Source organism: Variovorax sp. 350MFTsu5.1, from assembly GCF_048302515.1.
GTDB lineage: Bacteria > Pseudomonadota > Gammaproteobacteria > Burkholderiales > Burkholderiaceae_C > Variovorax > Variovorax guangxiensis.
Genome location: NZ_CP157620.1, coordinates 6,851,672 through 6,869,564 on the forward strand (window position 1 = coordinate 6,851,672; position 17,893 = coordinate 6,869,564).

Consider the following 17,893-nt stretch of genomic DNA (forward strand, 5'->3'; position numbering starts at 1 on the left):
GGGCGATCTCAACCCGGAGGGCCACGTGAGCAAGGCAAACATCAAGGTGGGCATCGGCGGCTGGACCTACGAGCCCTGGCGCGACAACTTCTATCCCAAGGGGCTCGCGCACGCGAAGGAACTCAACTACGCGAGCCGCAAGGTCAGCGCGATCGAGATCAACGGCACCTACTACAGCACCTTCAAGCCCGAGACCTTCCGCAAGTGGCACGACGACACGCCCGACGACTTCATCTTCTCGATGAAGGCCTCGCGCTTCGCGACCAACCGCAAGCTGCTGTCGGGCGCGGGAGACTCCATCAAGCGCTTCATCGACAGCGGCGTGGCCGAGCTGGGGGACAAGCTCGGGCCCATCGTGTGGCAGTTCATGCCGACCAAGCAGTTCGACGCGGAGGACTTCGAGGCCTTCCTGGCTCTGCTGCCGAAGAAGGAGGGCAGCCGCGTCCTGCGGCACGTGATGGACGTGCGGCACGAGAGCTTCATCGTGCCCGCCTACAAGGCGCTCGCGAAGAAGTACAAGGTGTCGACGGTGTTCACCGACGCCGATAAGTTTCCGTCCTTCGAGGAGCCCGAAGGCGACATCGCCTACGCGCGGCTGATGATGGCCGATGGCAAGCTGAAAGCGGGCTATGCGCCCAAGGCCCTCGACACATGGGCCGAGCGCGCGCAGGGGTGGGGCGCGTCGCCGAAGAAGCGTGACGTGTTCGTCTACTTCATCAACGGCGCCAAGGAAAAGGCACCGGCGGCTGCCGGTGCCTTGCTGGAGCGTCTTGGCTGGACCGCACCTACCGCGTGAAAGACGCCTGCGGGCGCCGCCGGGCCGCTCCCAAGGCGGCCCGCAACCCCTCGGGGGTGGACTTATACGCAGCGAAGCGGAGTGAAAAGCCGGGGGGCCTGTTTCAGGCAGCGGCCTGAAGCGAGGGCTTGGCGGCGCCGAAGCTGATCTCGCCGGAGATCTGGCCACCTTCCTCGATCACGATCTTGCCGTAGCGGATCTTGCCAGTGACCTTGCCGGTCGAGTGGATGACGAGCTTCTCGCGCACCGTGAGGCTACCGTCGAACACGCCGCGGATCTCGGCGATGTCGATCTCGGCCGAGCCCTTGAACGCGCCCTGTTCGGCGATCTGCATCAGGCGCGAGTCCATGGTGGCTTCGACCAGGCCTTCGACCACGAGCGTGTCGCAGTCGGTGATCTCCACGCCCTTGAGCTTGATGTTGGGGCCGACGGTGAGCTTGCTGCCGCCTTCCTTGGCCACGGGCGCGGCCGCTGCGGCGTTCAGGCCGCCTTGCTGTGCGGTGAGCGAGGAGGGATTGACGGGGGTTCCGGAGAGGTTGGTGCCCGAACCGACGAGCGGCGCGGGGCGCGATGTCAACGAATCGGTGTCACGATCACGCTTGCCGAAGAAGGGGGACTGTGTAGCCAAAGGGGAGCTCCTCAAGAAAGGGGACTATCGTAAGAACGCACTCACGGCCTGCGGCACTTCATTGCGCAAGAAGCGTAACTGAATAAGTCGATCGGGCGCATGACAATGTGGCGCCATGAGCTCTCCAAACGTCGAACGGAACACCACATCGCGCGCGATGTCGTCCAGCACCGACTCGCGCTTCGACAAGCCCGCGCACGGCTGGCGGCGCACTCTCTTCACCGTGATCTTCGAGGCCGACACGCGCGCGGGCCTGATGTTCGACCTCGCGCTGATCGCGGTGATCGTGGCCAGCGTGCTGGTGGTGATCCTCGACAGCGTGCAGTCCATCCGCGAACAGTGGCGCCCGGTGTTCAACGTCCTCGAGTGGATGTTCACCATCCTCTTCACGCTGGAGTACATCGCTCGGCTGAGCTGCGTGAACAAGCCGCTGCGCTACGCGACGAGCTTCTACGGCGTGATCGACCTGCTGGCGCTGCTGCCGACCTTCCTCGTGGTCTTCGCGCCGCAGATGGGCCTGGGCTACCTGATCGACGTGCGCATCCTGCGTCTGCTGCGCGTGTTCCGGATCTTCAAACTATCGCGTTACTCCGTGGAGTACCGCGCGCTGGTCTCGGCGGTGGCGGCGAGCCGGCGCAAGATCACCGTGTTCGTGGGCTTCGTGATGCTGGTGGTGCTGGTGATGGGAACGCTGATGTACGTGGTCGAAGGGCCGCAGCACGGCTTCACCAGCATCCCGGTGGCGGTCTACTGGGCGATCTCGACGATGGCCACCGTGGGCTTCGGCGATCTCGTGCCCAAGACCGACCTGGGCCGCGCGATCGCGTCGGTGATGATGCTGGTGGGCTGGGGCGTGCTCGCGGTGCCGACCGGCATCGTGACCGCCGAGATGGCGCGCCGCGGCGGCGACGACGAACCGGTCGCGGTGCCGGTGGCGCAGCGCGGCGTTCTCGCGATGGTCGAACCGGCACCGGCGGTCCCGGCCAAGAGGCTCACTCCCGCTGCCAGACGACGCGCCCTTGCGCAGCATCGCCGAGGCGCACGATGAAGGCATCGGCCTCGGGCTCCGGCAGCGAGAAGGCGAAAGCCACGTCGTCGCCGTGCTGCACGCCTTCGAGCACCGCGCCGGCTGCAGCGAGCTCGCGCCGCACCAGCCCTTCGAGCGCATACGGCACCGAGCAGCGCAGGCTTCGCTGGCGCAGCAGCGGCACCAGCGTGGCGCCGAGCAGGGCCTGCGCGATCGCATCGGTGTAGGCCCGCACGAGGCCGCCCGCGCCCAGCTTCACGCCGCCGAAATAGCGCACCACGGTCGCGAGCGCGCCTTCGACCTGCTGGTGGCGCAGCACTTCCAGCATCGGACGTCCTGCGGTGCCGCCGGGCTCGCCGTCGTCGTTCGCGGCCGACTGGCCGCCCGCCATGAGGGCCCAGCAGACATGCGCGGCCGTGGGATGCTCGGCGCGCAGCGAGGCGACCACCGCCAGCGCCGCAGCGCGGTCGGCCACCGGCTGCACGCAGCCGATGAAGCGGCTCTTCTTGATGACGAGCTCGCTGTAAACCGGCTGTGCGAGCGTGAAGCTCATTGCGCCGTCAACCGCCGCCGCGCTCGAACTTGAACACCGCCGTGCTGGCGCGCGCATTGGGCAGCCAGCGCACGTCGCGGCCGTCCTGCAGGCCGAAGGCGTCGAGGATGCGCAGGTTGTTCTTGCCGGCCAGCACCTCGAAGTCCTTGAAGGTGCCGACGCGGATGTTGGGCGTGTCGTACCACTGGTAGGGTAGGCGGCGCGTGACGGGCATGCGCCCGCGCGCCACGCTCAGGCGGTTGGGCCAGTGCGCGAAGTTGGGAAAGGCGACGATGCCGATGCGGCCCACGCGCGCGGTCTCGCGCAGCATGACTTCGGCATTGCGCAGGTGCTGCAGCGTGTCGATCTGCAGCACCACGTCGAAGGAGGCGTCGTCGAACATCGCGAGGCCTTCGTCGAGGTTGAGCTGGATCACGTCGACGCCGCGGCGAATGCACTGCAGCACGTTGCCGTCGGCGATCTCCACGCCGTAGCCGGTGCAGCCGCGCTCGCGCTGCAGCAGGTCGAGCAGGGCGCCGTCGCCGCAGCCGAGGTCGAGCACGCGCGAGCCCTGCGGCACGAGCTCCGCGATCAGACGCTGGTGTTCGAGGTCGCTCATTGCTGGAACTCCTTGGCGACGCGCTCGAAGTAGGAGCGCACCACGCCCATGTAGCGCACGTCGTCGAGCAGGAAGGCGTCATGGCCGTGCGGCGCGTCGATCTCGGCGTAGCTCACGTTGCGGCTGTTGTCGAGCAGCGCCTTGACAATCTCGCGGCTGCGCGCGGGCGAGAAGCGCCAGTCGGTCTTGAAGCTCACGAGCAGGAACTTGGCGCGCGCCTGTGCGAGCGCGGCGCTGAGCTTGCCGCCGTGGTTGCGCGCGGGGTCGAAGTAGTCGAGCGCGCGGGTGATCAGCAGGTAGGTGTTGGCGTCGAAGTACTCGCTGAACTTGTCGCCCTGGTAGCGAAGGTAGCTCTCGATCTGGAACTCGACGTCCTGGGTGGAATAGCGGTAGTCGGCGCCCGCCACCTCGCCATTGTTCTCACCCTCCACGGCGCTGCGCAGGATGCGGCCGAACTTGGCGTTCATCACGTCGTCGCTGAGGTAGGTGATGTGGCCGATCATCCGCGCGATGCGCAGGCCGCGCTTGGGCACCACGCCGTGCTCGTAGAAGTGGCCGCCGTGGAAGTCGGGGTCGGTCACGATGGCGCGGCGCGCCACCTCGTTGAAGGCGATGTTCTCGGCCGTGAGGTTGGGTGCACTGGCCACCACCACCGCGTGGCGCACGCGCTCGGGGTACTGCAGCGTCCAGGAGAGGGCCTGCATGCCGCCGAGGCTGCCGCCCATCACGGCGGCGAGCGTCTCGATGCCGAGCGCGTCGAGCAGCGCGGCCTGGGCGTCGACCCAGTCCTCGACCGTCACCACCGGGAAGTCGGCGCCGTAGACGCGGCCGGTGGCAGGGTTGACGTGCATCGGGCCGGTCGAGCCGAAGCAGGAGCCAAGATTGTTAACGCCGATCACGAAGAAGCGGTCGGTGTCGAGCGGCTTGCCCGGACCGACCATGTTGTCCCACCAGCCCTCGGAACGGGCCTGGCCTTGGTAGACGCCCGCGACGTGGTGTGAGGCGTTGAGCGCATGGCAAACAAGCACGGCGTTGCTGCGCTCGGCGTTCAGGGTGCCGTAGGTTTCGTAGGCGAGCGTGTAGTCGCTGATCGATGCGCCGCTGCGCAAGGCCAGCGGGCCTGCGAACTGCATCGACTGCGGAGTGACGACCAGAGGTGGTGACGACGACATGAATGAAAAAACCCGGCCTCGCCAAAAACGAGCCGGGTCTGCCGCGCCTGTCTTTAGCTGAATTTGTAAAGCGCCCGCAAGCTGAAGCAAATCGGCGCAGAGCGAGTATATCCCCCAGGCTTCGCGCACTGCGTGTCGCTTCGCCAACCCCCTTGGGAAGGGGGCAACACCTGCGGCCCGGCGGAGCCGGTTCCGCGGTGTTCCTGGAAAGGGAGATGGGGTCTCGCTTTTTTTTATATGCCGACGATCATCAGGACGCCGAGCACCAGGAAGATCGCTGCCGAGATGCCGTGCACGAGCTTGATCGGCACGCGGCGCACGATCTTCTCGCCGAGCCACACCACGGGCGCATTGGCGAGCATCATGCCCAGCGTGGTGCCCATGACCACCCAGAAGTAGTCGTGCGTGAAGCGGGCGGCGAGCATGACGGTGGCGATCTGGGTCTTGTCGCCCATCTCGGCGAGGAAGAAGGCGACGACCGTGGTGCCGAAGACGCCGAACTTCGATGTGCCGGGGGCATCGTCGTCGTCGAGCTTGTCGGGGATGAGCATCCAGACGGCCATGGCGATGAAGGAGCCGCCCAGTATCCACCGCAGCACCTCGGGCCCGAGCCAGCGCGTGAGGTAGTTGCCGACCGCGCCCGCGAGCGCATGGTTGATGACGGTGGCGGCGAAGATGCCGAGGACGATGGGCCAGGGTTTCCTGAAACGCGCGGCCAGAAGAAGGGCCAGGAGCTGGGTCTTGTCGCCCATTTCCGCGAGCGCGACGACGCCCGTTGCTACGAGAAAAGCTTCCATGATGACGTGGGGTTCCTTGGGCCGAAGGACGCAATTGACCGTGCAACACCTTCGGCCATATTCCCGAAGTTGCACGGTCAAAGGTCTCGCCAGGTGTGTTCACTGCACGCGCCATATCCTGGTGGGACAGGACAAGTCTGTTGACGCGGGCCCCTCTCGCAGATCGGAAGGCGGCTACTCCCCAATGACGGGCGGAATTCTACATGCACGCACGGATGTAGGGCGAAGGACCTCGCTCAATCATGCAAGTAGGCACTAGCTTTCGAATAGTTTTGACAGGTGCTACCTCAAGAAGCAAATTCCCGCTTGCAATTCGGATATTTCACCCATAATGCACGAGCCTCCCTCTTCACTTTGGTCGGGGGGCAGTTCGGTGATCGGTCAGTTTCGCGCGACTCGACGCTCTCGTTTGAGTGATGCTTTCGGGACTCCATCGCTTTTCTTGATGTGTTTATAGGAGTCCCTTGATGGGCAACAAACTGTACGTCGGCAACCTGCCTTACTCGGTGCGCGACGGAGATCTCGAACAAGCCTTCGGGCAGTTCGGCGCCGTGACCAGCGCCAAGGTCATGATGGAACGTGACACCGGCCGCTCGAAGGGCTTCGGCTTCGTCGAGATGGGCAGTGACGCGGAAGCACAGGCCGCAATCAACGGCATGAACGGCCAGCCCCTGGGCGGCCGCAGCGTCGTCGTCAACGAGGCACGTCCGATGGAAGCGCGTCCCCCGCGCAGCGGCGGCTACGGCGGCGGCGGTGGTGGTTATGGCGGCGGTGGTGGCGGTGGCTACGGCGGCGGCGGTGGTGGCGGCTACGGTGGTGGCGGTCGCTCCGGCGGCGGTGGTGGCGGCTACGGCGGCGGTGGCCGCAGTGGCGGCGGCGGTGGTGGTGGCGACGGCGGTTTCCGCAGCCCCTACGGCGCTGGTCCCCGTGGCGGCGGCCGCTCGGGCGGTGGCGGCGGTGGTTACGGCGGCGGCAACAGCGGCTACTGAACCCTGCGACTCTCCGAACGAATCACACTCAGACAGGCAAAAGGCTCCCTTGGGAGCCTTTTTCTTTGGGCGGTCGGCGAAGCTGGCCCGATCAGGCTTCGCCGCTGCGCTTCTTCCGTTCGCGCCCCTGCACCGCCCGGTCGAGCACGGCGTTCGGCAGCATGCGCATGATCTTGGCGACCACGCCCATCTGCCAGGGAATCACGCGATAGCTGGTGCCCGCCTCGATGGCGCGCAGCGCCTGGTTGGAGAAGTCTTCCGCCTTCATGAGGAAGGGCATGCCATAGCGGTTGCCCTGCGTGAGGGGCGTGTCGATGTAGCCCGGGCACAAGGTGACGACTTTCACGCCGCTCCCGCGCAGCTCACCGCGCAGGCTCTCGCAGTACGCCACCACGCCGGCCTTGCTCGCGCAGTACGCGCCGTGCCCCGGCAGCCCGCGGATGGAGGCCACGCTGCCGATGCCGACGAGCCGCCCGCTGCCACGCCGGACCATCGCGCGCACGAAGGGATGGAAAGTGGCCATCAGGCCCACGTTGTTGGTGGCGAAGGTGCGCGCCATCACGTCGATGTCCTCGCGCTCCCCCGTGTCGATGCCGACGCTGATGCCCGCGTTCGCGATCACCACGTCGGGCAGTCCCTGCTGCTCGATGCAGGCATTGCCGGCGGCGACGATGCTGTCGGTCTGCGCCACGTCGGCGCCGTAGACCCGGTAGCGGTCGGCGCCCAGCTGGCGGGCGCTCGCCCACGATTCGATTTCCCCCGTGCGCCGCGCGACCAGCGCCAGCCGGTAGCCGGCGTCGTAGAAGCTCGCGGCCAGCGCCTGGCCGATGCCGCTGGAAGCGCCGGTGATGAAGACGAGCGGGGAGGTCGTCATGCGGGAGATGCCTTCCTCAGCGCTTCCTGGCGGGAGCAGGAGCTGCCGCCGCCGACGGAATCAGCACGCCGCGCACCCGGCCGTTGAGATTGGCCACGCCGCTCAGGTTGTCGTAGTCGAGCGTGTCGCCGGTGAACTGGTCGGTGCCACGGATGAGCGTGACCGGCTTGTTCGAGGTGACGCGCTCCGTGTCGACGTAGGCATGCAGGAAGTCGCCGCGGAACTCCAGGCGCGGCGTGGGCTTGCCGTTCGGTCCCACCGACGGGTCGCGGATGACGATCGCGTTGCCGAAGAGCTGGATTTCGCTGCCGTCGGAATTCGACAGTCCCCGGTCGGCGCTGCCGCGCGTCACGAGCCCCTCGGGGGACACCGAGCGCATGCGCACCTTGTCGATCTCGATGGTGTCGGTGTCGGGGTAGTGCCGGCCTTCGACGCCGTGCAGTTCGCTGCGCAGGTCGCCATTGGGCAGGAAGTTCTTGATGACGAAGTCGCGCATGAAGTAGTCGGGCTCGTGCGTGGGCGCGACCTTGGGAGCGGGCTCCAGCAGCTTGGGCGCGTTGCGCACCAGCCAGTAGGTGCCGAGCGCGACAGCGGCCGTCAGGATGATCGGCAGGTAGATCGTGGCGCGGTCGAGGACGTCGCGCGCCATGCCCCATGCGCGTTTCACGCCGCTCATGCGCCAGGCCCCCGCGCCGCGTCGAGCATGACGCGGTACTGGCCGCAGGCGGTGAGCAGCAGGTCGCACAACTCGCGCGCAGCGCCCTCGCCGCCGCGCGCCCTGGTCACGTAGCGCGCGATGCCGCGCACTTCCGCATGGGCATTGGCCGGCGCCGCCGGGAAGCCGACGCGCGAGAGCACCGGCAGGTCGGGCCAGTCGTCGCCGATGGCCGCGGCCTGTGCCCAGCCGAAGCCGAGCTGGTCGAGCATGGCCTGGGCGGCCGGCAACTTGTCCTCGGTGCCATAGCGCACGTGCTCGATGCCCAGCGCCTCCAGGCGCACGCGCAGCGGCTTGGAGTCGCGCCCGGTGATCACGGCCGGCACGATGCCCGCCTTGCGCAGCAGCTTCAGGCCGTAGCCGTCGAGGATGCTGAAGCGCTTGAGCGTCTCGCCGTGCTCGGTGAAATACACGCCGCCGTCGGTCAGGACGCCGTCGATATCGAAGAAGACGATGCGCACGTCCTGTGCGGCGAGAAGCGTCTCGGCCTGGAACTCGAGGGGCATCAGATGACCTTCGCGCGCATCAGGTCGTTGGTGTTGATCGCGCCGACGACCACGCCTTCGCCGTCGATCACGAACAGCCGGGTGATGCCGCACTGTTCCATGAGCTCGGCGGCTTCCACCGCCAGCGCGTCGACGCGGATGGTGCGCGGATTGCGGTGCATGACGTCGACCGCCTTGGGGCTGCGCAGGTCGGCACCGGCCTCGATCAGCCGGCGCAGGTCGCCGTCGGTGAAGATGCCCGAGGCGCGGCCGTCGGGCTCCACCACCGCGGCGGCGCCGAAGCCCTTGTTGCTCATGGCACGCATCAGCTCGCTGATGCTGGCGTCGGGCGCCACGCGAGGAACGTCGTCGCCCGAGCGCATGACATCGCTCACGTGGGTGAGCAGCTTGCGCCCGAGCGCGCCGCCCGGGTGCGAGCGAGCGAAGTCTTCCGAGCCGAAGCCGCGCGCGTCGAGCAGCGCCACGGCCAGCGCGTCGCCCATCGCCATCTGGGCGGTGGTGCTGGCGGTGGGGGCGAGGTTGAGCGGGCAGGCCTCCTTCGACACGCCCGCGTCGATCACGATGTCGGCATGGCGGGCGAGGGTGGATTCGGTGCGGCCGGTCATGGCGATCAGGGGCACGCCCTGGCGCTTGACGACCGGCAGGATGACGGTGAGCTCGTCGACCTCGCCGCTGTTGGAGATGGCGAGCACCAGGTCGACCGCCTTGATCATGCCGAGGTCGCCGTGGCTGGCCTCGGCCGGGTGCACGAACATCGCGGGCGTGCCGGTGGAGGCGAGAGTGGCGGCGATCTTGCGGCCGACGTGGCCGCTCTTGCCCATGCCCATCACGACCACGCGGCCGCGCACTTCGAGGATCTTGCGCACGGCCTCGACGAAGCTGGGGCCGACGCGGTTCTTCAGGCCGGAGACGGCTTCGGCTTCGATGTCGAAGGTGAGGCGTGCCCGGGCCAGGATGGCTTCGGGGTCGACCACGGGGGCCGGGGCGGGACGGGAGCTCATCGCCGGATTTTACGGGCCAGCGGCTTGCCCCCGCGGCCGGCCCCCTCGCACCTGGGCCCATCCCGGAGCCGGCGCCGCGGCGCTGCCCGGTGTCCTCCCTGAGACGCCGCGCACGGCTCTTGCTCTAGCATCGGCGCATATGTCTTCGTTCGATCTCACGCTGTTGTACCTGCTGGCCGCGGTGATCGGCGTGGTGGCGTGCCGCTCACTCAAGCTGCCGCCGATGCTCGGCTATCTCTCGGCCGGCGTGCTGATCGGGCCGCACGCCTTCGCGCTGGCCCAGAACACCGAGGGCATCCAGCACCTCGGCGAATTCGGCGTGGTGTTCCTGATGTTCGTGATCGGGCTGGAATTCAGCCTGCCCAAGCTGCGCGCGATGCGAAAGCACGTGTTCGGCCTGGGCCTGCTGCAGGTGCTGCTGACCATGGCCCTCGCCACCATCGGCGCGCTGCTGCTGGCGCGGCTGCTGCCGGCGGCCTGGCACCTGGGCTGGCAGACCGCGCTGGCCCTGTCGGGCGCGCTCACCATGAGCAGCACCGCCATCGTGGTCAAGCTGATGGCCGAGCGGCTCGAGCTCGAGAGCGAGCACGGCAAGCGCGTCATGGGCGTGCTGCTGTTCCAGGACCTGGCGGTGGTGCCGCTGCTGGTGCTGATCCCCGCGCTGGGCGCCCCGCCCGAGGCGCTGGCCAAGGCGCTGGGGCTCGCGCTGCTGAAGGCGAGCTTCCTGATCGGCGTGCTGCTGTACGGCGGTCCGCGCGTGATGCGCTGGTGGCTCACGCTGGTGGCGCGGCGGCGCAGCGAGGAGCTCTTCATCCTGAACGTGCTGCTGATCACGCTGGGGCTTGCCTGGCTGACCGAGCTGGCCGGCCTGAGCCTGGCGCTGGGCGCCTTCATCGCGGGCATGCTGGTGTCGGAGACCGAATACAAGCACCAGGTCGAGACCGACATCCGCCCCTTCCACGACGTGCTGCTGGGGCTGTTCTTCATCACCGTGGGCATGTCGCTCGACTGGCACATCGTGGTCGAACGCTGGCTGCTGGTGGCCGTGCTGCTGCTGGTGCCGCTGGCCTTCAAGCTGGCGCTGGTGACGGTGCTGGCTCGGGTGCTGGGCGCCACCTCGGGCGTGTCGCTGCGCACCGGCCTGTACCTCGCCCAGGCCGGCGAGTTCGGCTTCGTGCTGCTGACGCTGGCCCAGGAGCGCAGCCTGCTGCCGCCGTGGCTGGCCAACCCGGTGCTGGCGTCGATGGTGCTGTCGATGCTGGCGACGCCCTTCATCATCATGTACAGCAATGCCATCGTGCGGAAGCTGGTGGCCAGCGACTGGCTGCAGCAGTCGCTGCAGATGACGACCATCGCGCGCAAGACCATCAACACCGCGCAGCACGTGATCATCTGCGGCTACGGGCGTTGCGGCCAGAACCTGGCGCGCATCCTGGAGCGCGAGGGCATCCCCTACATGGCGCTCGACCTGGACCCCGACCGCGTGCGCCAGGCCGCCGCCGCCGGCGACTCGGTGGTGTTCGGCGACGCCGCGCGGCTGCAGGCGCTGATGGCCGCCGGCCTGGCGCGCGCCAGCGCGGTGGTGGTCACCTATCTCGACGTGCCCGGCGCGATGAAGGTGCTGGCCAACACGCGCGCCCACGCGCCGCACGTGCCGGTGATCGTGCGCACGCAGGACGACCACGACCTCGAGAAGCTGCAGGCCGCCGGCGCGACCGAAGTGGTACCCGAGGCCATCGAGGGTTCGCTGATGCTCGCGAGCCACGCGCTGGCGCTGGTCGGCGTGCCGATGCGGCGCGTGATCCGCGTGGTGCAGGACCAGCGCGATGCCCGCTACAACCTGCTGCGCGGCTACTTCCACGGCGCGGACGACGACAACGCCGACGAGATCGATCACGAGCGGCTCAACAGCTTCACGCTCGATGCAGGCGCCCGCGCGATCGGCCAGACGCTGCAGGGACTGGCGCTGCAGACGCTGGGCGTGCGCATCGCGAGCCTGCGCCGGCACGACGGCCAGCCGCGCCCGCTGGCCGACGACACGGTACTGTCGGACGGCGACACGCTGGTGCTCTCGGGCAAGCCCGCCGCGCTGGCGATGGCGGTCGAGCGGTTGCAGAAGGGCTGAGCGGCGGCGAGCCGCCTTCCGCCTCCGCGCTCAGTTCATGAGCGTCGGGTTGCGCTTTTCTTCCTCGATGCGCTGCTGACGGCGCACCGCCTCGCACTGCGCATGGGCCTTGTACTCCGGCTTCAGGCACTGCGCCGCCATGCATTGCGCCCTGGCGATGAAATTGCGGTCGCCGCACATGGCCGCGGGCTCTGCCGGAGCCGCCGGTGCGGGTGGCGGAGCAGGCGCCGCGACGGGAGCAGCAGTCTCCGCAGCTGGCTGGGGCGCCGCAGCGGCGGCCGGCTGCTTGCGCGCCTGCTTGGCGGGCTTGGGAGGCGGGGGGGCTGCCGGCGCGGCTTCCGCCGCAGGCGATGGCGCGGCCTGCTCGGCAGGCTGTGCATCCGTCGCGGCGGGCTCGGCGGGCGGCGGTGATGGCGGTGGTGGTGACTCGACGGCAGGCGCCGCAGCGGCGGGAGCCGGCGCTGCGGCGGGCGGGGCGGTCTCCTCGACGGCAGGAGCCGTCTTTCGCGTTCCGTAGCCGGACCAGCCCGCCACGATCATCGCCACAGCCACCGCGAGCAGGCCCACCCACAGCAGGATCGCGCGCTTGCGCGGCGGCCGGTCGACCGGAGCGGGCTTGCGGATCCTGACCCGGGGCTTCTTCACCCTTTCGGGCGACGGCGCCCAGCTCGATTCCAGCCCCTGCGGGGTGGCCGGCGGTGCGGGCACGCGCGGCGAGCCGTCGTCGTGCAGCATGAAAACGGTCTGCTCGTCGTCGTCATGCCGCGGCGCGGAGGCAGGCGAGCGGCTGAAGAAGGACTGGCGCGCGGGCGACGGTGCCGGCGGGAGTTCTTCGAGGGGCGCCGGGATGGTCGGCGCGCGCAGTTGGGCGGGCGCCGTGGTGGCCCATTCGCGTTCGGGGGTCGGTGGCGGCGGGATCCGGTCTCCCGCGGCGGACAGCTTGATGCCGCAGTTCCTGCAGAAATTCGCGCCGTCACGGTTCTCCGTGCTGCAGACCGGACAGATCGAGGCCATGGCTTGCTTGCTGACTACTTCTTGCTTCTCGGCGTCCTGAACTGAAATGGCTGGCCTGCATCCGTAGGATCGATCCGGTGGCGGGCGAGTGAGGAGGCCTTCCCGATCAGGTCACCGCGACGCGCTTGGAGCGGTGCGCCATGCGCTTGGCGATCACGGCGCCCAGGGCCATCGCGATCTCCAGCGCCATGTTGGGCTGGCGGTTCGACATCTCGGCGAAGCGGATCGCGGTGAGCCGCCAGACGCGGCCCGCACCGGTGACCACCACGTTGGCAGAATGCGGCTGCCGCGAGAAGAACGAGCCTTCGCCGACCACCGAACCCGCGGTAAGCACGGCCAGCTTCATCTGTTCCTTGCTGCTGACGCGGTGCACGCTGATGGCGCCGCTCTCGACGAAGAACACCGAACGGTCGGGCGTGCCCTGCTCGATCAGCACGTCGCCGACGCCGGTCTCGATGGGTTGCAGGTAACCCGCCAGCGTTTCCCACTGCTGGACGTTGAACGTCAACGCGAACGCGTCGGTGTTGATGTTCTCCGCGATGGCGCGGCTCAGGTTCTGGATTGACATGTGTTTCTCGGCCCCCGCATGTGAGCCGAAGTATCCGCGATGGCCGCGAACTTCGGCTACAAGTGTTTACGTTTTTCGAGGGTGGCTGCCGCTATCTGTGGCTATTTACCAATGCAGAAGCGCGAAAAGATGACGCCCAGCAGGTCGTCGGCGCCGAACTCGCCGGTGATCTCGTTCAGCGCGTTCTGCGCGAGGCGCAGTTCCTCGGCCAGCAGGTCGAGCAGCTGTGCCTGTGCCTCCAGGTGGCTTGCAGCCAGCGCCAGGTGCGTTTCGACCCGGGCCAGCGCCTGCACGTGGCGCGCTCGCGCAAGGTACACGCCCTCGGGCACTGCCTGCCAGCCGGCCATGGCCAGCAGCTGATCGCGCAGGGCCTCGATGCCCAGCCCGGTCTTGGCGGAGAGGGCGATGCCCTGTTCGGGATGGGCCGTGGGTGCCGCGTCCTGCTTGTTCCAGACGTCGAGCACCGGCACGCTCGCGGGCAGCTTCTGCTGGAGACCGGCCAGTATCTCGGCGTCGGCAGCGGCGTAGTCGGTCTGGCTCGCGCGCGTCAGGTCGTGCAGGAACAGCACCGCATCGGCGCTCTCGATCTGCCCCCAGGCGCGTGCCACGCCGATCTGCTCGACCTCGTCGCTGGTCTCGCGCAGGCCGGCGGTGTCGGCTACGTGCAGCGGCACGCCGTGGATCTGGATGGTCTGCGAGACCACGTCGCGCGTGGTGCCCGCCACGGCACTCACGATGGCCAGCTCCGCGCCGGCCAGCGCATTGAGCAGCGAGCTCTTGCCGGCGTTGGGCTGGCCCGCGATCACAACCTTGATGCCCTCGCGCAGCAGGGCGCCCTGGCGCGCGCGCTGCTGCACCGCAGATAGCTGCGACCGCAGCTTCGCCAGCTGCCCGGCCGCGTCGGCCTTCTGCAGGAAGTCGATCTCCTCCTCGGGAAAGTCGAGCGTGGCCTCCACCAGCATGCGAAGGTGGATCAGCGCGTCGCGCAGCGTGTGGATCTCGCGCGAGAAGGCGCCCGACAGCGAGCGCCCGGCGCTGCGCGCGGCCGCCTCGGTGCTGGCGTCGATCAGGTCGGCGATGGCCTCGGCCTGCGCCAGGTCGATCTTGCCGTTGAGGAAGGCGCGCTGGCTGAACTCGCCGGGCTCGGCCACGCGCAGGCCGGGCAGGCGCGGGCGGCCGGTGACCGGGTCGGGCTCGGCCGCCGCTTCCAGGCAGCGCGCCAGCAGGAGCTGCAGCACGACCGATCCGCCATGGGCCTGCAGTTCGAGCACGTCCTCGCCGGTGAAGGAGTTGGGCGAGGGAAAGTGGATGGCCAGGCCGTGGTCGACCGGCTCGCCGTCCGCGTCGCGGAACGGCAGGTAGGTGGCCTCGCGCGGCTTGAGCGCGCGGCCGCAGATCGCGTCGACCAGCGGCGCCAGCCTGGCGCCCGACACGCGCACGATGCCGACCGCGCCGCGCCCCGAGGCGGTGGCGATGGCGACGATGGGGTCGGAGGTGCGGGCGAGCATGGTGCGGATTCTTTCAGTCTTTCAGCAAAAAGGGCCGCTTGCGCGGCCCTTCGTGGGATGGCTTGGAGCGATCGGCCGGCTTACTTGGCGCCGAGCACGCCCAGGCGCTTGTTGATGAACCACTGCTGCGCGATCGACAGCACGTTGTTCGTGATCCAGTACAGCACCAGGCCGGCCGGGAAGAAGATGAACATCACGCTGAACGCGAGCGGCATGATCCACATCAGCTTGGCCTGCATCGGATCGGGCGGCGTCGGGTTGAGCCAGGTCTGGAAGAGCGACGTGGCCGTCATCACGATCGGCAGGATGTACCAGGGGTCGGGTGCCGAGAGGTCGGTGATCCAGCCGATCCAGGGCGCGTGGCGCATCTCGACCGACGACAGCAGCACCCAGTACAGCGCGATGAACACCGGGATCTGGATCAGGATCGGGAAGCAGCCGCCCATCGGGTTGACCTTCTCGGTCTTGTAGATCCGCATCATTTCCTGCTGCATCTCTTGCGGCTTGTCCTTCAGCCGCTCGCGCATTTCCATGATCTTCGGATTGATGGCCTTCATCTTGGCCATGCTGGCGTAGGCCTTGGCGTTGAGCCAGTAGAAGGCCGCCTTCAGCAGCACCACCAGCGCGACGATCGACCAGCCCCAGTTGCCCAGGAGGCCGTGCAGCTGGGTGAGCAGCCAGTACAGCGGCTTGGAGATGATCGCGAAGATGCCGTAGTCCTTCACCAGGTCCAGGCCCGGGGCGATGGCTTCGAGCTTCTTTTCTTCCTCGGGACCCGCGAACAACGCACTGTTCACGACCTGCGTGGCACCCGGGGCGATCTTCGGCAGCGTGGCCACCATGGCGATGGAGAACTGGTTGTCGCCCAGGTCCTTCACGCGGAACTCGCGGCGCAGCTGCTCGCTGGCCGGGTCGCCCTTGAGCAGCCACGCCGAAGCAAAGTAATGCTGCACCATCGCGATCCAGCCGTCGTTGGCCGGCGGCGGCGGTTCGATCTTGCCCTTGGCGATGTCCTTGAAGTCGAGCTTGTGGAACTTCTTCTCGTTGGTGTACGCCGCAGGGCCTGTGAAGGTGTTGGTGCCGAACATGGTGCTGGCAGCCACCGTGCCGTGACGCAGCAACTGCAGGTACAGCTGCGCGTCGCGCGGCTGGTCGCTCACGTTGACCACTTCGTGGCGCACGCCGATAACGTAGTCGCCACGGTGAAACACGTAGGTCTTGATGTACTTCAGGCCGCCGGCGGGGGCGCTTTCGAAGCTCACTTCCAGCGTGTTCTGGCCGTCGGCCATCTCGCGCGGGCCGGGCCTGGGCGTCATCTGCGTCAGGTGGTTCGGGAAGCGCTCGCCGGTGTCGACCTGGTTGAGCAGGCCGGTCTGCGCGACATAGCGGGTGGCGGGCGAGCCGTTTTCGAACAGCACCACGTGCTTGGTGCGGTCGGCTTCGTCGTACTTGCGCAGTTCGAGGTGGTTGACCGTGGCGCCTTCGCTGTCGATGCTGGCCTGGAACAGGTCGGTGGTCACCTTGACCTGCTCACGCGGAGCCGCGGCCACCGCTTGCGTGGGCACGGCGCCGGCATTGCCGCTGCCGGAGGCAGCCGGTACGCCGTTGCTGTTGGCCGCGGGCGCGGTGGTTGCGGGAGCGGCGGCCGTGGCGGCCGGCTTGGTCGACGGCAGGAAGGTCGGCTTGTTGCCGTTGAAGACCTGCCATTGGTCCCACAGCAGTACCAGCGAGAAACCAAAAATCACCCACAGTATCGTGCGGCGGATATCGTTCATGACGAAGACTTCTTGTCGGAAGAGAGAAGAGACGAAAACAGCGATCCTGACCTGTCAGTGCGACGCTGGGATTTCGGCGGAACCGGATCGTGGCCGCCCTGGCACCAGGGCTGGCAGCGCGCGATGCGGTGCAGGGTGAGATAGCTGCCCTTGAGCGCGCCATGCACTTCCAGCGCCTCGATCGAATACACGGAGCAGGTCGGCGTGAAACGGCACGACTGGCCGAGCCAGGGGCTCAGCAGCAGGCGGTAGGCCTTCACGATGCCGATCAGCAGGCGTTTCATGGCGAGGAGGAAGGGGCTGCGGCCGGCGCAGGGGCGCGCGCGGCCCGTGCCAGCAGCTGCTGGAGTTCGGCGCGCACGGCGGCCTTGAGCTTGTCCGAAGAGGCGCTCACGAACTCCTTGCGGTCGAAGCCCGCGCGCAGCCGCACCACGTGCGCGGCGCGAGGCAGTGCTGCACCGGATGCGGCGCTCACCGAATAGATCTGGCGCTTGATGGCGTTGCGCGTGACGGCGCGGCGCGCCCAGCGCTTGGGCACCATGGCACCCAGCCAGACGTCGTCGGACGCGAACAACGGCTGTGCGCTCGATGCGAGATCGAGCGCACAGCGATGCAATGCGAAATGAGCAGTGCGCGCCACGGTGGCACCTGCGAGGACGGCCTGGAATTGCGCGCGGGACTTGAGCCGCTGCATGGAAGCCGGGCCGCTTGTGTCATGCCGGCCCGGGCCAGAAGCCCTGGCGGATGGAGCTGGCGCTGACGGGTCGGCTGCTGGCAACGGCAGGTGGACTGCCGTCAGACGGCCAGGCGCTTGCGGCCCTTGGCGCGGCGTGCGTTGATGACGGCACGGCCGCCGCGGGTCTTCATGCGGACCAGGAAGCCGTGGGTACGGGCGCGGCGGACTTTGGATGCTTGGTAGGTGCGTTTCATGGTGATTTCCTAATTCCCTGTTCGCGCTGGCCCTTCGCGCTTTCGTACTGAAAGCATGAAGTTCCTGCGGGGCGCCGGGGCGGGCGTGTTTCGGATGGCCCCCGAAAGACGCAAAGAGGTTTTCAGGGAAACCCGCAATTATCGCAAACATTGGGGCCCTGAACAATCTTCGAGCAGATTTGCGGGCCTTTCGACACACTCGCCGGCGTGTGGATAAGGTTTTGACAAGTTAGAATGCCGGGCGCCTTCCAGCAGAGAATATCCACAATACCTATACCAAGAAATGCCCGAGGGTCCCTTCACTTTTCCCCACGCCC

At 67.9% G+C, this 17,893-nt stretch carries 20 protein-coding genes and 1 riboswitch; of the genes, 4 read left to right on the top strand and 16 right to left on the bottom strand.

All coding sequences use genetic code 11. The features are described from left to right. Positions 1 to 25 precede the first annotated feature (25 nt). Positions 26 to 796 carry a DUF72 domain-containing protein gene (locus ABL843_RS31280; RefSeq protein WP_126020880.1) on the top strand — a complete coding sequence of 257 codons (771 nt, stop codon included), beginning with the start codon at positions 26 to 28 and terminating at the stop codon, positions 794 to 796. Between the two features lie 103 nt (positions 797 to 899). Here ABL843_RS31280 and ABL843_RS31285 read toward each other — a convergent pair whose 3' ends face one another. Further along, a complete protein-coding gene (locus ABL843_RS31285) occupies positions 900 to 1,424 on the bottom strand; it encodes a bactofilin family protein (protein WP_126020878.1) in 525 nt (174 codons plus the stop codon). Positions 1,425 to 1,539: 115 nt separating this feature from the next. On the opposite strand from ABL843_RS31285, the gene ABL843_RS31290 reads away from it, so the two are divergent. Next, positions 1,540 to 2,472, top strand: coding sequence for an ion transporter (locus ABL843_RS31290; protein WP_418118559.1), 933 nt, complete (start codon positions 1,540 to 1,542; stop codon positions 2,470 to 2,472). On the opposite strand, the gene ABL843_RS31295 is transcribed toward ABL843_RS31290, so the two are convergent. The 4 genes from ABL843_RS31295 to ABL843_RS31310 all read right to left on the bottom strand — a co-directional run bounded on the left by ABL843_RS31295 (position 2,417) and on the right by ABL843_RS31310 (position 5,571). After that, positions 2,417 to 3,004 carry an IMPACT family protein gene (locus tag ABL843_RS31295; protein WP_418118560.1) on the bottom strand — a complete coding sequence of 196 codons (588 nt, stop codon included), beginning with the start codon at positions 3,002 to 3,004 and terminating at the stop codon, positions 2,417 to 2,419. The two genes, ABL843_RS31290 and ABL843_RS31295, sit on opposite strands and share 56 nt — an antisense overlap. Positions 3,005 to 3,011: 7 nt before the next feature. Further along, entirely contained in the window at positions 3,012 to 3,602 is a 591-nt protein-coding gene (gene metW / locus ABL843_RS31300; RefSeq protein ID WP_126020873.1) for a methionine biosynthesis protein MetW, read from the bottom strand. Beyond that, positions 3,599 to 4,774 (bottom strand): homoserine O-succinyltransferase MetX, encoded by a 1,176-nt coding sequence (metX, locus tag ABL843_RS31305; RefSeq protein ID WP_418118561.1) that lies wholly within the window; start codon positions 4,772 to 4,774, stop codon positions 3,599 to 3,601. Before metX ends, metW begins: the two co-directional genes overlap by 4 nt. Positions 4,775 to 5,007: 233 nt before the next feature. Continuing rightward, positions 5,008 to 5,571 carry a TMEM165/GDT1 family protein gene (locus tag ABL843_RS31310; protein ID WP_126020869.1) on the bottom strand — a complete coding sequence of 188 codons (564 nt, stop codon included), beginning with the start codon at positions 5,569 to 5,571 and terminating at the stop codon, positions 5,008 to 5,010. A 17-nt stretch (positions 5,572 to 5,588) separates the two neighbouring features. Beyond that, a riboswitch (yybP-ykoY riboswitch) is annotated at positions 5,589 to 5,766 on the bottom strand. A gap of 272 nt (positions 5,767 to 6,038) precedes the next feature. Between ABL843_RS31310 and ABL843_RS31315 the strand changes: the two genes are divergently transcribed. Next, a complete protein-coding gene (locus ABL843_RS31315) occupies positions 6,039 to 6,560 on the top strand; it encodes an RNA recognition motif domain-containing protein (RefSeq protein ID WP_126020867.1) in 522 nt (173 codons plus the stop codon). 91 nt (positions 6,561 to 6,651) lie between these two features. On the opposite strand, the gene ABL843_RS31320 is transcribed toward ABL843_RS31315, so the two are convergent. The 4 genes from ABL843_RS31320 to ABL843_RS31335 are packed head-to-tail and all read right to left on the bottom strand — an operon-like array spanning position 6,652 to position 9,656. Then, positions 6,652 to 7,434: an SDR family oxidoreductase gene (locus ABL843_RS31320; protein WP_418118562.1), complete on the bottom strand. Its 783-nt coding sequence runs from the start codon at positions 7,432 to 7,434 to the stop codon at positions 6,652 to 6,654. A gap of 16 nt (positions 7,435 to 7,450) precedes the next feature. Then, on the bottom strand, positions 7,451 to 8,110 hold the full coding sequence (gene lptC, locus ABL843_RS31325; RefSeq protein WP_184639139.1) for an LPS export ABC transporter periplasmic protein LptC: 660 nt from the start codon (positions 8,108 to 8,110) through the stop codon (positions 7,451 to 7,453). Then, a complete protein-coding gene (locus ABL843_RS31330; protein ID WP_126020863.1) occupies positions 8,107 to 8,655 on the bottom strand; it encodes a KdsC family phosphatase in 549 nt (182 codons plus the stop codon). The genes lptC and ABL843_RS31330 overlap by 4 nt, the downstream gene beginning before the upstream one ends. After that, the gene (locus ABL843_RS31335) at positions 8,655 to 9,656 is read right to left on the bottom strand and encodes a KpsF/GutQ family sugar-phosphate isomerase (protein ID WP_126020861.1); all 1,002 of its coding nucleotides are present in this window, start codon (positions 9,654 to 9,656) and stop codon (positions 8,655 to 8,657) included. Before ABL843_RS31335 ends, ABL843_RS31330 begins: the two co-directional genes overlap by 1 nt. 139 nt (positions 9,657 to 9,795) lie before the next feature. Here ABL843_RS31335 and ABL843_RS31340 point away from each other — a divergent pair, with 139 nt between their 5' ends. Then, a complete protein-coding gene (locus tag ABL843_RS31340; RefSeq protein ID WP_418118563.1) occupies positions 9,796 to 11,781 on the top strand; it encodes a monovalent cation:proton antiporter-2 (CPA2) family protein in 1,986 nt (661 codons plus the stop codon). Positions 11,782 to 11,811: 30 nt separating this feature from the next. Here ABL843_RS31340 and ABL843_RS31345 read toward each other — a convergent pair whose 3' ends face one another. The 7 genes from ABL843_RS31345 to rpmH form a co-directional block, all read right to left on the bottom strand. After that, entirely contained in the window at positions 11,812 to 12,795 is a 984-nt protein-coding gene (locus ABL843_RS31345; RefSeq protein ID WP_418118564.1) for a zinc ribbon domain-containing protein, read from the bottom strand. A gap of 106 nt (positions 12,796 to 12,901) precedes the next feature. Continuing rightward, a complete protein-coding gene (locus tag ABL843_RS31350; protein ID WP_126020855.1) occupies positions 12,902 to 13,363 on the bottom strand; it encodes a Crp/Fnr family transcriptional regulator in 462 nt (153 codons plus the stop codon). 101 nt (positions 13,364 to 13,464) lie between these two features. After that, a complete protein-coding gene (gene mnmE / locus ABL843_RS31355) occupies positions 13,465 to 14,871 on the bottom strand; it encodes a tRNA uridine-5-carboxymethylaminomethyl(34) synthesis GTPase MnmE (protein WP_418118565.1) in 1,407 nt (468 codons plus the stop codon). Positions 14,872 to 14,951: 80 nt separating this feature from the next. After that, the gene (yidC, locus tag ABL843_RS31360; protein WP_126020851.1) at positions 14,952 to 16,646 is read right to left on the bottom strand and encodes a membrane protein insertase YidC; all 1,695 of its coding nucleotides are present in this window, start codon (positions 16,644 to 16,646) and stop codon (positions 14,952 to 14,954) included. Next, on the bottom strand, positions 16,643 to 16,930 hold the full coding sequence (gene yidD, locus ABL843_RS31365; protein WP_126020849.1) for a membrane protein insertion efficiency factor YidD: 288 nt from the start codon (positions 16,928 to 16,930) through the stop codon (positions 16,643 to 16,645). Before yidD ends, yidC begins: the two co-directional genes overlap by 4 nt. Further along, the gene (locus tag ABL843_RS31370; protein WP_184639131.1) at positions 16,927 to 17,340 is read right to left on the bottom strand and encodes a ribonuclease P protein component; all 414 of its coding nucleotides are present in this window, start codon (positions 17,338 to 17,340) and stop codon (positions 16,927 to 16,929) included. Before ABL843_RS31370 ends, yidD begins: the two co-directional genes overlap by 4 nt. 101 nt (positions 17,341 to 17,441) lie before the next feature. After that, complete coding sequence (gene rpmH / locus ABL843_RS31375; protein WP_007834827.1) at positions 17,442 to 17,576, bottom strand: 50S ribosomal protein L34; 135 nt, start codon at positions 17,574 to 17,576, stop codon at positions 17,442 to 17,444. Positions 17,577 to 17,893 lie beyond the last annotated feature (317 nt).

Coding starts and splice junctions, on each gene's coding strand:
- yidD (WP_126020849.1), bottom strand. CDS start 16,930: ATGAAACGCCTGCTGATCGGCATCGTGAAGGCCTACCGCCTGCTGCTG.
- ABL843_RS31310 (WP_126020869.1), bottom strand. CDS start 5,571: ATGGAAGCTTTTCTCGTAGCAACGGGCGTCGTCGCGCTCGCGGAAATG.
- metX (WP_418118561.1), bottom strand. CDS start 4,774: ATGTCGTCGTCACCACCTCTGGTCGTCACTCCGCAGTCGATGCAGTTC.
- yidC (WP_126020851.1), bottom strand. CDS start 16,646: ATGAACGATATCCGCCGCACGATACTGTGGGTGATTTTTGGTTTCTCG.
- ABL843_RS31370 (WP_184639131.1), bottom strand. CDS start 17,340: ATGCAGCGGCTCAAGTCCCGCGCGCAATTCCAGGCCGTCCTCGCAGGT.
- metW (WP_126020873.1), bottom strand. CDS start 3,602: ATGAGCGACCTCGAACACCAGCGTCTGATCGCGGAGCTCGTGCCGCAG.
- ABL843_RS31315 (WP_126020867.1), top strand. CDS start 6,039: ATGGGCAACAAACTGTACGTCGGCAACCTGCCTTACTCGGTGCGCGAC.
- rpmH (WP_007834827.1), bottom strand. CDS start 17,576: ATGAAACGCACCTACCAAGCATCCAAAGTCCGCCGCGCCCGTACCCAC.
- ABL843_RS31295 (WP_418118560.1), bottom strand. CDS start 3,004: ATGAGCTTCACGCTCGCACAGCCGGTTTACAGCGAGCTCGTCATCAAG.
- lptC (WP_184639139.1), bottom strand. CDS start 8,110: ATGAGCGGCGTGAAACGCGCATGGGGCATGGCGCGCGACGTCCTCGAC.
- ABL843_RS31350 (WP_126020855.1), bottom strand. CDS start 13,363: ATGTCAATCCAGAACCTGAGCCGCGCCATCGCGGAGAACATCAACACC.
- ABL843_RS31340 (WP_418118563.1), top strand. CDS start 9,796: ATGTCTTCGTTCGATCTCACGCTGTTGTACCTGCTGGCCGCGGTGATC.
- mnmE (WP_418118565.1), bottom strand. CDS start 14,871: ATGCTCGCCCGCACCTCCGACCCCATCGTCGCCATCGCCACCGCCTCG.
- ABL843_RS31320 (WP_418118562.1), bottom strand. CDS start 7,434: ATGACGACCTCCCCGCTCGTCTTCATCACCGGCGCTTCCAGCGGCATC.
- ABL843_RS31290 (WP_418118559.1), top strand. CDS start 1,540: ATGAGCTCTCCAAACGTCGAACGGAACACCACATCGCGCGCGATGTCG.
- ABL843_RS31345 (WP_418118564.1), bottom strand. CDS start 12,795: ATGGCCTCGATCTGTCCGGTCTGCAGCACGGAGAACCGTGACGGCGCG.
- ABL843_RS31335 (WP_126020861.1), bottom strand. CDS start 9,656: ATGAGCTCCCGTCCCGCCCCGGCCCCCGTGGTCGACCCCGAAGCCATC.
- ABL843_RS31330 (WP_126020863.1), bottom strand. CDS start 8,655: ATGCCCCTCGAGTTCCAGGCCGAGACGCTTCTCGCCGCACAGGACGTG.